Source organism: Mucilaginibacter sp. (genome assembly GCF_028288225.1).
Classification (GTDB): domain Bacteria; phylum Bacteroidota; class Bacteroidia; order Sphingobacteriales; family Sphingobacteriaceae; genus Mucilaginibacter.
Window position 1 is genome coordinate 1 of the sequence record NZ_JAQBOC010000020.1, and the last position, 14296, is coordinate 14296.

Consider the following 14296-nt stretch of genomic DNA (forward strand, 5'->3'; position numbering starts at 1 on the left):
ATATGAAGCAAAAGGGTATGACAATGCAACAAAAGTATTTGACGGGCACGCAAGCACAAATGGCAAGTTGCAGCAGGCTGGTACTTATTTTTACTCACTGACATATAAGGCAGGTGCTGAAACCAAATACAAAACGGGCTACCTGGTATTGAAATATTAAAAAAAAAACTAAATTTAGCCACATAAAAATATATATGCGTATAAAAGCTGTAGTAATGCTGTTAGTTTTATTTATATTGGGGACAAGAGAACATGTGAAGGCGCAAAATCAATCGTTCAGCTTTACACAGTATATGGATAACCTGACACCGTTTAACCCGGCTTATTCGGTGCTTGACCAGGCCTATTCAGTAAATACGATGGCCAAGAAGCAATTTGTAGGAATAGATGGAGCGCCGACTACTTTACTGCTCAATGGCAATATTCCCATTGAGTCGATAAACGGGGCTGCAGGCCTTATTGTGTTTAATGATCAGATTGCTGTAGAGCACCTAACGGAGGTGAACGCCTATTTTTCAAAGGCGATCCAGTTGGGGCAAAGTGATTACCTGGCCGTATCACTAAATGCAGGGATAAGGAATTATGTGGCCAATTATTCGACCGTAGGTCCAGAGGATCCTACCTTTGCTAATGATGTTCGTCAAACAAGGCCGAATATAGGATTTGGGGTAATGTATTTTACCGATTGGTACTATTTAGGGATATCGGCCCCTGAACTGACTATAACCAGCCTGGGAACCGCATCGGTGCAAAGTACCTACAACTTTAGAAGTCATTATTATTTTACCGGCGCATTGCTGGCAGATCTGGCTGAAGATTTTAAGTTGAAGCCGTCGGTATTGATCTCATATGCTAAGGACGTTCCGCTGGTGACAGATATTTCGGGCATTTTTTATATGAAAGAAACACTGGGGCTTGGTGCAAGCTACCGCGTTAACAATAGCCTGGCCGCCGGTTTAATAACTCTAAATCTGGACCAGGTACATGTGGGCTACAGCTACCAGTTTGGCACTTCATCAAATAACCTGGGTGGCTTTAATTTGGCTACCCACGAGGTTACCCTTAGCTATCGTTTTGGCAAAGGTATAACTAAGAGAAAATTGTTATAAAAAATAATATTTCAATCAATGCAAAAATGCAGCTTTCTTAACCGGAAAGCTGCATTTTTAGTTTTGTGGACTATTATGACCTACGCCGTTTATATTAACCTATAAAAAGCCCTGTTCGTTACCGTTTTTAAAAATGCAATACTTCACACTCGGTAATTGTTCCTCTTTCGCTGGGCAGGTAATCATCAAATTGATATTCTATTTGAAAGGCATTTACGCCAAAGGTGTCTTTGTTTCAATAAGCAGCAAACAAATTACAATCCAAAGCGGAGAATGGTCAATAATTTTAATAAACGCCTTAATAAATTAAACGGACGGCTTTTTTAAAAATAGGCGGGCACATCTTAAAAGCACCTTATAACATTGTAAAATATTAAAATAAAACAGATGCCGGGTAAATATATAGCCTTTAGTATGCTAATATGCTTTTAATTGATTTAAAGTATGTTTTTTGTGACTATCTCAATACACTTAGTGTTTATTTAACACGCCTTTATTAGTCACTTGTTAAATATTTTTTGCCTTATTTTTCGTTTTTTAGCATATTATCTACTTAATTTGCTCCACCAATTATATTAATTACTTACGTATTATTTACACTAAGCCTATGACTAACTTTAAAACTTTAGGGCAATTTATTATTGAAAGACAAGCCGATTTTCCGTATGCCAAGGGCGAACTTTCCCGTTTGCTGCGTGATATAGGTATTGCAGCCAAAATTGTTAACCGGGAGGTGAATAAAGCCGGCCTAATGGATATTTTAGGAAATGCAGGCAGTACCAACATCCAGGGAGAAAATCAACAAAAGCTTGATGTTTACGCCAACGAACAGTTTATATCGGCACTAAAAAGCGGGGGAGAATGCTGCATTGTGGCATCTGAAGAAAATGAGGAGATTATCCGGCTGGATACTGATGTTTCAAAAAACGCCAAATACATAGTAGCTATTGATCCGCTGGATGGTTCATCTAACATTGATGTAAATGTTCCGATTGGTACCATTTTTTCTATTTATCGAAGACAATCAACTAAAGGCCCCGCAACTATTGCTGACGTGTTACAAACCGGGACCGAACAGGTAGCTGCAGGTTATGTTATTTATGGCTCATCAACCATGCTGGTATATACAACAGGCAAAGGGGTAAATGGCTTTACACTTGACCCCTCGATTGGCGAATTTTGTCTGTCGCACCCTGAGATGCAGATCCCAAAAAATGGGTTTATTTATTCCATAAACGAGGGTAACTATGTGCATTTTCCGCAAGGGGTAAAGCGATACATAAAGTATTGCCAGGTTGAGGACCTGGTCACAAACCGCCCGTATTCATCCCGGTACATAGGCTCAATGGTAGCCGATGTACACCGCAACCTGATTAAAGGCGGGATATTTATTTACCCAATTACCGCCTCGGCGCCAAATGGAAAACTAAGATTAGTTTATGAATGTAACCCTATGGCCTTTTTGATAGAACAGGCAGGCGGAAGAGCTACGAATGGCACCTCGCGGATCCTTGATATTGAAGTAACAGAGTTGCACCAGCGCTCGCCTATTTTCATCGGCTCAGAACAAATGGTAAAGCAGGCAGAAAGCTTTATGGCTGCAGAATTATTGCCTGGTATTAAAGAAGTAGAAACAGCAAGTACGTTTTAACACCAAACTAAATCTGTTACTAATTAACGATGTATGGCAAATATTAAACCATTTCGTGCTATCAGGCCTAATTCTGCATATGCTGATCAACTGGTATTTACAACAATGCATGCTGAATCAGTTTCGGGCGATCTGAGTAAAAGTGAGTCATTACCACCATTGAAGACCTTACTGGAAACCATTGCAAGGCAAAGGCCAGAAACACCTGAGGGACAAATTAATGCTTATGAGGAGGTTAACAATACGCTGAAAAGCCTGCTTGAAAATGACAGATTGTGGCATGAAGAAAGAACCTGTATATATGTTTATGAAATAGTTACTAAAAATTATCGCCAGGCTGGAATCTGGGCGCTGACCAAACTGTCTGACTATACTAACGGAACAATAAGAACACACGAGCTGACATTTGCCGATAGTGTACGCAGGCTAAAGAATTACCGGCAGCATACCGGGCTGGAAGGCAGCCCGGTATTGTTAACTTACCCACCGCACCTGGTAATTAACCGTATAATAGCAGAAACGCGCACCAGTAGAAAAAGGACAAGCTTAGGTAACAGGGAGGGCTTTCACCGGCTTTGGAAGATTGAAGATGAGGGTATTATAAAAAAGCTTACCGAAGCATTTTCTCAGGTCGGTACCGTTTATCTTGCTGATGGTCACCACCGGCTGGAATCTGCCGATAGGCTGGCTGCAGAACAACAAGCCGCCGGCTTAGTGGTCTATGATACCATTTCGTCCCTATATATTGCCAGCGACCAATTGCGTATGCAGGAATATGACCGTATTGTATTGCCCGCTAAGCCAATTGAAAGGGAAATACTGTTAGATAAAATTTCAAAAGGTTTTTTTGTGCAGAAAGCGCGGGGTAACCGGCCGGTACAAACCCGGGAAAAACATATGATAGGTATGTATATAGATGGCAAATGGTTTAACCTGGAGCCAAAAGAAATACCTTTCAATGGGATTGCTGCAGCCCTTGATGTTTCTGTTTTGCAGGATCAGCTATTGGCACCGGTATTCGGTATTGCTGATGCTGCAACTGATTTAAACTTAAAATGCATTGGCGGTGAAAAGGCAATGGAAGAACTGCAGGCCCTGCTGGAAATACACCCCGATGCTATTGCCTTTACACTTTGCCCACTCACAGTTAATCAATTAATTGAGGTAGCAGATGCAGGTGAAATATTACCGCCAAAATCTACCTGGATAGATCCAAAAGTACCATATGGGTTACTGATGCACCGCCATTATTAGCTTTGCCGTTATTTAACCCTCCGATGCACCGTTATTTAACCAGTTTTAAACCGTTTTTAAACCCATTTAAATACCGTGTTTTCACCTGTTGCACCCTGTTTTAATTTACTTTACTTTTAACTAATTAAAAATAACCGCTGTTAATTAGGATGTTAATTAATAGTATACTATTTATATAACACAAATATCTTAAATAAATTAGTGCACGCTTGTTAGTTTACATTATCTATTTTAAATTAGATGGTGTAAATAAGTAATACCTAAACTAAAGAAATTTGCAATCCTACAATTCAGACCAGCCTATAATAAATCAAAATGCTGACGAAAAACTTTTTCGTTTGCTTATTGCAACCGTAAAAGGCTATGCCATATTTATGATAGACCCTAATGGTTATGTTATGAGCTGGAACCAGGGTGCAGCACATATTAAAGGTTACAGTGAAGAGGAAATTATTGGTAAGCACATTTCTGTTTTTTATACGGCTGATGACAATGACAAAAACGAATCAAGATATAATTTAAATGAAGCACTTAAGCATGGCTCTTATGAAAATGAAGGCTGGCGTGTAAGAAAGGATGGCTCCATATTTTGGGCAAACGTTGTTTTTACAACACTTTATAATGATGAAGGTCACCTTGTAGGACTTGCCAAAATTACCCGAGATATAACAGAACGTAAACAGAATGAAGATAAAAAGGAAGTAATAAACGCTGAACTTGAAAGAAGAGATAAGGAAAATAAAAAGAAAATAATTACTAATGAGCTGAAGTTCCGCAAACTGATCGAACAAAGTTATGAAGGTATTTCATTATTAGATAAGAACCTGCATGTAATTTTCAGAAGCATTTCATCAGAGAGAATAAATGGTTGGAGCAATGCCTTTATGGAGGAAGGTGAAATTACTGAACTTGCTCATCCGGATGACAAAACCTTAGTTAACAGATTGTTTGCAGATTTGCTTGCCAGGCCGGGTATGCCCATAGTCTCGGAGTTTCGTACCAGGCACAGGCAGGGGCATTATATATGGGTTGAGTGTCTTTACAACAATATGCTTGGCGATAAAAACATTAGTGCTATAGTATGCAATTTCAGGGATGTAACGGACAGGAAAAATGCAGAGGAGGAAATAAGAAAAAAGACAGAGCAGATTGAGGATATACTTGAAAGCATTACAGATGGGTTTATAGCTATGGATAGCAATTTTTGCATTAGGTATGCTAACAAAAGGATTAGTGAAATGATAGGATATTCGGCTGAAACTATTATTGGTAAATATGTATGGGATCAATTTCCAGAAGCTATTGGATCTGAAACATATAAAGCTTTTAATAAGGCATTTGCCGAACAGAAGTATGTTTGTCATGAGGATTATTATGCACCTTCAAGCTTGTGGCAGGAAAACCATATCTACCCCTCGGCAGGCGGGCTTTCTGTTTTTGTAAGGGATATATCTGAACGTAAAAAAGCTGAAAAGGAAATACTGCTTTTTAATGAAAATTTAGAGAAGAAAGTTATAGAGCGCACGTTACAGCTTGAGGCAGCAAATAAAGAGCTTGAATCATTTTCCTACTCTGTATCGCATGACCTGCGAACGCCATTACGTGCAGTAAATGGCTATGCCATGATGCTTAAAGAAGATTTTGGATCAAAACTGGGTGCTGAAGGCGATCGTGTAATAAATATAATTATGGATAATGCCAGGCGTATGGGGCAGCTAATTGATGATCTGCTTACTTTTTCACGCCTTGGACGTAAGGAAATAAAATCCCAAAATGTTGACATTAATGAGATGGTTAAAATGTGTATAAAAGAGCTGCTTTTAAATGAAGGTAAAAAATACCAGGTCAAAGTGCGGGAATTGCCTCAATGCCAGGCTGATGGTAGCATGCTAAAGCAGGTTTGGATGAACTTAATAGGTAATGCGATCAAATACAGCTCTAAACAAGACCTTCCTAAAATTGAAATAGGATTTAAGCGCGATCAAAAAAGGGATATTTATTATGTAAAAGATAATGGGGTTGGTTTTGATATGCAATATAGCGGTAAGCTATTTGGCGTGTTCCAGCGCCTGCATAGTAATGACCAATTTGAAGGAACAGGGGTTGGTCTGGCATTGGTGAAAAGGATAATTGATAAGCATGGAGGCGAAATATGGGTAGAAGCGCACCTAAATAAAGGCGCCACATTTTACTTTAGCCTTCCTGGTAAAAAAAACAATTTACTTGAAAATACAAAAGATGAACAATAACGAAATTGAAATTGAAGTATTACTTGTTGAAGATAATGTTCACGATGCTGAACTGACCATTCGCTCTTTAAAAAAAGTTAACCTGGCAAATAAGTTATTCCATGTAAAAGATGGCGCTGAGGCACTTGATTTCATATTTGCTAAAGGTGATTTTGCCGGCCGGAATATGGGAAGCAGACCAAAGCTTATTTTATTAGATATAAAAATGCCTAAAATTGATGGAATTGAGGTTTTAAGGCAGATTAAATTAAACGAGGCAACCAAAACTATCCCGGTTGTAATGATGACATCTTCTAAAGAAGAACAGGATATTATATCAAGCTATAATTTGGGGGTAAATAGTTATGTAGTAAAGCCTGTAGAGTTTGAAGGTTTTGTAAAAGCCGTTTGCGAACTCGGATTGTACTGGTTGATAACCAATCAGCAAATACAGTAAATATTTGAAACTTGACTTATATTATTCATTATGAACCGAACTTTAAAGATCTTACACCTTGAAGATGTTGCCACAGATGCTGAACTGGTAAGTGTGGCGCTTAAAAGGGCTAATATCATGTTTGACAAGCTTGTAGTTGATATTAAGCAGGATTATATAAATGCAATTAGTGAATTTGTACCTGATGTTATTTTATCCGATCATACGCTGCCGTCATTCAATTCTTTGGAAGCCCTGAATATTTTGAAAGAAAGTGGCTTAAATATTCCTTTCATACTTGTTACAGGGACCACATCTGAAGAGTTTGCTGTAGATATAATGAAAGCGGGGGCTGCGGACTATATATTTAAAGACAGGATACAACGCTTGCCAAGTGCGGTTTTAAATTCGATAGAAAAATTTCAATTACAGGCCGAAACTGAGCGTGCATACAATGAGTTAAGCCTGTTATTCAATACCATTGACGAAGTGTTTTTTTCGAGGGACATGGTAAATTCAAAACTGGTACAGATATCTCCTGCATGCGAAAAGATACTTGGATATTATCCGTCTGAATTGTTGATCAATCCGGGTATATGGAGTCAGATGATATACTTTGAAGACAGACACATTTGGGAAGAAAGCTATGAAAAACTTAATAATGGTGAAACCGTAATTTGCCAATACCGGATAACCCGTAAAGATCAGCAAATACGATGGATAGAAAGCAAAATAATTCCGGCGCGAAGCGACAACGGGACTCTTTTCAAAATTTATGGAGTAGCAAGGGATATTACGGAACGTAAAGACTCCGAAGAGTTGATAGAACGTAACCACCAGCAATTGCTGGAGGCATCGGCAACGCAGGCAGCTATATTAAATGCTTTGCCTCCAAATATTGCATTGCTTAACGAAAAGGGCAAGATCATCGCAATCAATGAATCGTGGAAAAAAATTACAATTTCAAATAACCTGGGTTTGCCTAATTACGGCATAGGGTATAATTATTTGGCCATTTCAGAAAAAGCACTAGGGGTTGATAAAGTGCAGGTTGCTAAAATTGCAAAAGGAATTAAAGATGTTACCCTGAGAAAAAAGACAGAGTTTTCGCTGGAATATCTTTGTCATTCAATCACTGAAAAAAAATGGTTCCAGGTTATTGTAGCCCCTTTAACGGATAGTGCCTTAAAAGGGGTTGTAGTTTTGCATATCGATATAACCGATCGTAAACAGGCTGAATTATCCCTTGTTCAGTCAGAGGATAATCTGCGATCAGTTTTTGAAAACACAGATCTTTGCGTGGTATTGTTTGATAACGACCTTAAAATGGTTTCATTTAACAGTAATGCGCTTGATTTATCTGCCAAAAGGTCCAGCAAAAAATTAAAAACAGGCAACTCTGTATTCAACTATTTTAAAAAGGAACGCAAATCGTTTATTGAAGATATTGTTAAAAAGGTTAAAAATAAAGAGACGGTTTGTTATGAAACTGTTTATGTAACAAATGATGAAAGCGAGGAATGGTTTGATGTTAAATGGGTAAGTGTGGTTAATAAGAAAATGGAAAACACCGGTATAATTTTAACATTAAGGAATATTACCGAAAAGAAAAATGCGGATATGGAACGTGAAAAGATCACTGCTGAGTTAATTAGACGTAACCTGGACCTTGAGCAATTTACCTATATTATTTCACACAACCTGCGATCACATGTTGCCAATATTAAGGGGTTATCAAATCTGCTTAATTGCTATGAATATGCGGATGAAGAATGTATAGGAACTTTGGGAGCACTTTCACATTCTGTAAACAGCCTTGATAAAGTTATTATTGACCTTAACCAGATTTTGCAAACAGGTAACCAGGTTAATGACAAAAACGAATGGGTATCATTACCTGTAATTTGTGAAGAAATACGCTCAGAACTGCAGTCAACCTTCCTTAATAATAACGCTACTTTAAATTGCGATTTCAGCCAGATCAGTGAATTGTTTATTCTTAAAGGCTACCTGTACAGTGTTTTTCAAAATTTGATAATAAACAGTATAAAATATAGAAAAGTTGAAACAGACCCTATAATTAATATTACCTCCAAATTGAATGGCGATAAGGTGATCATCTATTTTAATGATAATGGAAAAGGTATTGATTTAGCAAAGCATGGCGTTCAATTGTTTGGCTTATATAAACGCTTTGATCATACGGTAGAAGGAAAAGGGATGGGGTTATTTATGGTTAAAATGCAGGTTGAAAGCATAGGCGGGACAATAAGCGTTAAAAGCGAAATAAATAAGGGCACTGAATTTACAATAGAACTTTTTGTAGGAAAAGGGCAAATAGCAATTGAGAGTAAAGAAACAAGAGCTAATAAACAAGTAATGGTGGAGAAAAAATTTAACTAATAGGAGCGGGGTAAGAAGATAATTTTAAGGTGTCGCTATTTGAAAAGAATAGGCTACAAATTGTTGGTGGTGTGATAAAGAAACAGGAATTGCAGATTCCCCTGTTCCATTTAACAGGATTGGGCAGCCATTGGAATTTTTGCTTATCGTAAAATCATTAGCTCCATAAAGTTGCGCTAATCTTTCCAATAAAAACGATCTTACTTCCTTTGATTGCTTGTCATGATCAGAACTATCAATCAATTTCATTCCCCAGCAGGTTTTATTAAAGCTATTATTATGATTCACAACAGAAAGAATAAATTCATGATGTATTAGTGAACGGGAGTATAAAGTATATGACCCAAAGGTAATTGTCCCCTTTATGCAGGCCTGGTCATCAAAATCCGTTCCTTGAGCTTTTGATGCACTAAAACCTGATACGGTATAAGCTGAAGGCAAATAAAGGCTTTTAATCACAAATTTTACGGGCGTGAAGATCAGATCCGGATCATTTCTTTGCAGGAATTTATAGGTCGATTCTTTTATTGACCACAATAGCCAGATGAAATTTTCAAAAGGTATTCCGGCTAAACCAAACTCTTTATACAGGGGATTTTCTGAGTCAGAAAGTATTTTGGAGTAAAATTCATACTGTTTGGTACGGGTAATGTTTATTGCATTTAATGATACAATATCGTTACCGGTACTGATCATATTTTTTCGCTAAGTTTTTCACTTATAACATCAATGCATGTACCAACGTTAACCATTTTATCTGCAGAATCATAATCAATCTCGATATCATATTTAGCTTCTGCATCTATAATTATATCTACAAGATTTGCTGAATTGATTTTTAAATCTTTTATGAGATCAGTTTGGTCATCAATGCCAGCCAGCATTTCTTTATTCGTAGTATAGGGTGCAATAACCTTTTTGAGCTCACTTAAAATTTCTTGTCTTGTCATTTTATTTTTTGTATTTACTTAGTATTAAACAGGAGTTAACATCCCCAAAACCAAAATTAGCTTTAGCTACAATGTTAATTTCTTTTTTTATCATTTTAACGGGCAGTTTATCTAAACTTACCAAATTTGTTATTTCGGGGCTCGGATCTTCCAAATTTATGTTTGGATGTACAAACCCATGTACTATCTGCAATATGGATGCCACAGTTTCAATTGAACCGGCCGCGCTAAGACAATGGCCTATCATTGACTTTAATGAATTGGTTAGCGGAAAATTATCCCCGGCCCGGTTTAATACCTGGCTCCAGTTCTGAATTTCCTGCCTGTCGGCATTTGTTGCGGTTAAATGTCCGCTTATCAGATCAATTTGTTCTCCATTTATGCCGGAGCTTATCATGGCTTCACTTATACACCTGATAACTCCTGTAGAGTTAGCCGCCGTCATGGTGCCGCCCAGGCGTTGCCCGCCTGAATTGCTTGATCCGCCTAAAATCTCGGCATGAATATGTGCACCGCGTTCCAATGCAAAATCCAGATCCTCCAAAACTAGCGCACCAGCGCCTGAGCCGGGTACAAAGCCGCCGGCAGTTATGCTCATTGGCCTTGATGCTTTTTCAGGATTGTCATTAAATTTACGCGATAACACACGCATAGAATCAAAAGCACCGTAAACATAAGTATCAACATGTTCGGAGCTGCCAACAAGCATGCGTTTTGCGTAGCCATCTTTAATATATTCATAGCCCATTAAAATAGCTTGTGTGCCTGTGGCACAAGCAGACGAATTGGTGACAATTTTATTGCCGAATCCCAGCCTGCCCGATATATAAGAAGTAACGCCGCTATTCATGGCTTGCTCTACAACGCGTGAGCCTAATTTTCTTGCTTCTTTGTTATCAACCTTAATAATTACATTTTTCATAGCTTCGGTATCGGCAATGCTGTTACCGAATACACACCCGGTTTCCCAGCGCGGGCTATCTGTATCATATTCTATACCCGAATCTGCCCATGCATCAAGGGCCGCAGCTACCCCAAAACCAATATTTGTACCCTTTAAGCCATGAAAGGTAACCTCTGATATATAATTTTTTAAGCTTTCCCACTCAAAAGCGGGCATACCTGCTACCTGGCAGCCCAAATTAAGCTCCTGGTAACGCGGCATAAATTTTATGCCTGATGTGCCATTTTGTATAGCATGTAAAAAAGCCGGGATGCCTATGCCATTTGGCGATACAACGCCCATTCCCGTAACTACAACACGCTTACTCATTTTTTGATATCGATATTTTTTATGATGCCCGAAAACATCCCTTTTGCTACAACTTCGTTCTCACTATCCAGCATCTCAACATAACACTTCAATTTTCCGAAGCGAAAATATTGTTTTTTAGAAATTACAGTAACTTTTTGGCCCGGTAAAACCATTTTAAAAAAGGAAACATCTGTTGATGTAAGTAAGGGAAACAATGAATCGTCGTCATTAAAATTTAAATCAGTTTCCTTTAAAATCAAAAATATTCCTAAAACCACCAAGCCTATCTGTGCCATTATTTCGGTAATAATAACACCGGGTGTTACCGGGTTCCCCGCAAAATGATCTTCATAAAAAAAGGAATCCTGCTTTAATGTGTACTCCCCTCTAACTTCATTTTCATTAAGCAATGAGATGTTATCTACAAAACGGAAAGACGATTTATATGGCAAATGGTTTAATATATGATTATTCATAGACTTGTAAAAATAATATTACCGGCAATGTTCTCCGCCATCTACATGAATAATTGAGCCATTTATCCAAAACGACTCATCTGTACATAGCAGGTAGATAACACCGGCAACGTCATCTGGTTTTGTCATTCTTCCTAAGGGGTTTCTTTTTATTCCCATCTCAAGCAATTTCTCGCTGCCGGGGATTCTTTTTAGCGAGGCTGTTTCGGTTACTCCCGCCTGTATTACATTGGTTTTTAGGCCATAAGCGCTAAATTCAACCGCCATATATTTTGCCAAACTCTCTAATGATGCCTTGGCAATTGATACAGCTGCATAGCCTTCCCAATATTTATGGGCACCTTCGCTGGTTAAACCAATTATGCGTCCGTCGCTGTGGAAAAGATCAGCATTCAGAAGTGATCTTGTCCAGTCGAGCAGACTGGTTGACATGGCATAAGCAGTTAATTGAATGTCATCAATTGATAAGGTATTATAAGCCTCGTCTTCTTTATTATTGTTTATGGTAAGTGGTTTTAAATTACCACGTGCAATGCTATGGAGTAATAGTTTTACGCTGTGTTTTTCAGCAATATCAGCAAATTCTTTTGTGAAAGATTCCCTGGAATCAGCGTCCAGGGCATTTATGTTATAAGCTAAAACGTTTGTTGAATTGGCTTCAGCTATCTGGGTAAGATTTTTTTTAAGTAGTTTATCCGCGGCTTTATTTTCACGGTAAAGAACAGCTACGTTCATGCCATGTTTGGCAAGTTTTTCCACAGTGGCATACCCAAATCCGCTTGATCCGCCCAATATAACCGCCCATAAACCTTTAAATTGTAGATTTTTATCCATTAAAACTCCTTTAAACCTTTGCAGTTTTAACCTGTCTTGTTAATATTATTGTTAACGTATAAACGGATTGCCCCCTAATTGCAACCTCAAAGTAAGTGAAAATACCTTAAATTTAATGTATCCATCACATATATTATAACAATTGTTAGTATTTTGTGTTGAATGGCGGGTTGCAGTTAAGATGTATTTTGGCAAATGTTCAGTTTTGCAGATAATTTGGTTGCCGGATGTTGATATTTAATTATGTTTGATAGCTATGAAAATGATTTACAAGTGGAAAATGCTTCTGGTTTTCCTGTTAACGGTTGGGTTTATAAAAATAAGCGCTGCGCAGGAGAAATTTGAAAAAGCTGCCTTTTATACCGTTATGGATTCGGGAGATTTGGATGCCATAAATAACCAGATAGAGATAGTTCAGGCATCTTCATCGAACAATAAAGAGGGCTATGAGGGAGCTTTATTAATGCGAAAAGCTGATAAAATGTCAACCGCGGGCAAAAAACTAAAATATTTTAAGGCAGGGCGCATAAAGCTGGAAACAGCGCTGCTTGCCGATAGTGATAATACTGAATTTCATTTTCTTCGCCTTGCTATTGAGGAACACGCACCGAAAATTGTTAAGTATCATAATGATATTGAAAAAGATAAACTAATTATCCGGAAGAATTTTAAGGGCCTGCCTAAATCGGTACAGCATGCTATTATTGACTACTGTAAAAAATCAAAAGTTCTGCGTGCAGAAGATTTTTAACTTCACACAGGAGATAGTTTTTAACTTTGCAGCAGAATGAAAAAAAAAATCCTGGCTATTTATTATACCCAATCGGGCCAGATGGGAGAGATCATTGATACATTTACGGCACCATTAATTGAAGCAGGCGCATCTGTTGAAAAGTCGCAGATAAAACTTGTTAATAATTATGATTTTCCGTGGACAGGTCAGCGCTTTTTTTCAGTGATGCCGTCATGTGTTTTAGGGATTCCTGAACCATTGGAGCCATTAAATTTAAAGGAATCAAAATACGACCTGGTAATTTTGGGGTATCAGCCGTGGTTTTTATCGCCAAGTATTCCGAGTAATTCATTATTACAGAGTGCAGAGTTTAAAACAATAATAAAGGATACACCCGTTATAACAATAAGCGCCGGACGCAATATGTGGATAAATTCATATGTGCGTGTACGAAATATGATTAAAGATGCAGGCGCCAGGTTAGTAGGGAATATAGCGCTGCTCGATAAACATCCAAACCCCGTAAGCTTTGTAACCATTTTTTACTGGATGCTAACAGGGAAAAAAGACAGATATTTAAATATTTTCCCAAAGCCCGGGGTTTCAGAAAATGATATAGCGGCTACCGCAGAATACGGGCAGACAGTAGCCCGCTACCTGGAAAATAGTGAGTGGGATACTTTGCAAAACGAGCTAATAGAACAAAAGGCAGTTGAAATTAGTTATAAGCTTATGTTTATTGAAGCAAGAGCAAAACCAATATTTGCAGTATGGGCAAAGTTTATTGCCAAACGCAAAAATAGAACCCCATGGCTTGCTGCGTTTAAATATTATCTTTTTATTGCATTATTTTTAGGGGCGCCGGTTTTACTTACGCTCGATGCTATATTTTTAAAGCCTTTTTCATCAAAACGAATTAAAAGAAATAAATTAAAATACTTACAAGTTATAAACTAATAACCCTAAT

General features: G+C 37.9%; 14 protein-coding genes. 9 read left to right on the forward strand and 5 right to left on the reverse strand.

The window, feature by feature from the left end:
- The 7 genes from JWQ54_RS29150 to JWQ54_RS06235 all read left to right on the forward strand — a co-directional run.
- Positions 1–160, forward strand: a 160-nt coding sequence (locus JWQ54_RS29150; RefSeq protein ID WP_367187088.1) for a gliding motility-associated C-terminal domain-containing protein, incomplete at its 5' end; no start/stop codon positions are given.
- 34 nt (positions 161–194) lie between these two features.
- Positions 195–1109 (forward strand): PorP/SprF family type IX secretion system membrane protein, encoded by a 915-nt coding sequence (locus JWQ54_RS06210; protein WP_299581696.1) that lies wholly within the window; start codon positions 195–197, stop codon positions 1107–1109.
- A 607-nt stretch (positions 1110–1716) separates the two neighbouring features.
- Positions 1717–2760 (forward strand): class 1 fructose-bisphosphatase, encoded by a 1044-nt coding sequence (gene fbp, locus JWQ54_RS06215; RefSeq protein ID WP_299581699.1) that lies wholly within the window; start codon positions 1717–1719, stop codon positions 2758–2760.
- 33 nt (positions 2761–2793) lie between these two features.
- Positions 2794–4014, forward strand: a complete 1221-nt coding sequence (locus tag JWQ54_RS06220; protein WP_299581701.1) for a DUF1015 family protein — start codon at positions 2794–2796, stop codon at positions 4012–4014.
- 275 nt (positions 4015–4289) lie between these two features.
- Positions 4290–6263: a PAS domain-containing sensor histidine kinase gene (locus tag JWQ54_RS06225; protein WP_299581704.1), complete on the forward strand. Its 1974-nt coding sequence runs from the start codon at positions 4290–4292 to the stop codon at positions 6261–6263.
- Positions 6253–6699 (forward strand): response regulator, encoded by a 447-nt coding sequence (locus JWQ54_RS06230; protein ID WP_299581707.1) that lies wholly within the window; start codon positions 6253–6255, stop codon positions 6697–6699. Before JWQ54_RS06225 ends, JWQ54_RS06230 begins: the two co-directional genes overlap by 11 nt.
- Positions 6700–6729: 30 nt before the next feature.
- A complete protein-coding gene (locus JWQ54_RS06235) occupies positions 6730–9081 on the forward strand; it encodes a PAS domain S-box protein (RefSeq protein WP_299581710.1) in 2352 nt (783 codons plus the stop codon).
- 24 nt (positions 9082–9105) lie between these two features.
- On the opposite strand, the gene JWQ54_RS06240 is transcribed toward JWQ54_RS06235, so the two are convergent.
- Genes JWQ54_RS06240 through JWQ54_RS06260 form a run of 5 tightly spaced genes read right to left on the reverse strand, consistent with a single transcriptional unit; the run spans position 9106 to position 12596 of the window.
- Positions 9106–9777 carry a 4'-phosphopantetheinyl transferase superfamily protein gene (locus tag JWQ54_RS06240; protein ID WP_299581713.1) on the reverse strand — a complete coding sequence of 224 codons (672 nt, stop codon included), beginning with the start codon at positions 9775–9777 and terminating at the stop codon, positions 9106–9108.
- Positions 9774–10031 (reverse strand): acyl carrier protein, encoded by a 258-nt coding sequence (locus JWQ54_RS06245; protein ID WP_299581716.1) that lies wholly within the window; start codon positions 10029–10031, stop codon positions 9774–9776. Before JWQ54_RS06245 ends, JWQ54_RS06240 begins: the two co-directional genes overlap by 4 nt.
- Before the next feature lies 1 nt (position 10032).
- Positions 10033–11304: a beta-ketoacyl synthase gene (locus JWQ54_RS06250; protein ID WP_299581719.1), complete on the reverse strand. Its 1272-nt coding sequence runs from the start codon at positions 11302–11304 to the stop codon at positions 10033–10035.
- On the reverse strand, positions 11301–11762 hold the full coding sequence (locus JWQ54_RS06255) for a hydroxymyristoyl-ACP dehydratase (RefSeq protein WP_299581722.1): 462 nt from the start codon (positions 11760–11762) through the stop codon (positions 11301–11303). Before JWQ54_RS06255 ends, JWQ54_RS06250 begins: the two co-directional genes overlap by 4 nt.
- 18 nt (positions 11763–11780) lie before the next feature.
- Positions 11781–12596: an SDR family oxidoreductase gene (locus JWQ54_RS06260; RefSeq protein WP_299581725.1), complete on the reverse strand. Its 816-nt coding sequence runs from the start codon at positions 12594–12596 to the stop codon at positions 11781–11783.
- 256 nt (positions 12597–12852) lie between these two features.
- On the opposite strand from JWQ54_RS06260, the gene JWQ54_RS06265 reads away from it, so the two are divergent.
- Complete coding sequence (locus JWQ54_RS06265) at positions 12853–13347, forward strand: hypothetical protein (RefSeq protein ID WP_299581728.1); 495 nt, start codon at positions 12853–12855, stop codon at positions 13345–13347.
- 36 nt (positions 13348–13383) lie between these two features.
- On the forward strand, positions 13384–14286 hold the full coding sequence (locus JWQ54_RS06270; RefSeq protein WP_299581731.1) for a hypothetical protein: 903 nt from the start codon (positions 13384–13386) through the stop codon (positions 14284–14286).
- Positions 14287–14296: the final 10 nt, after the last annotated feature.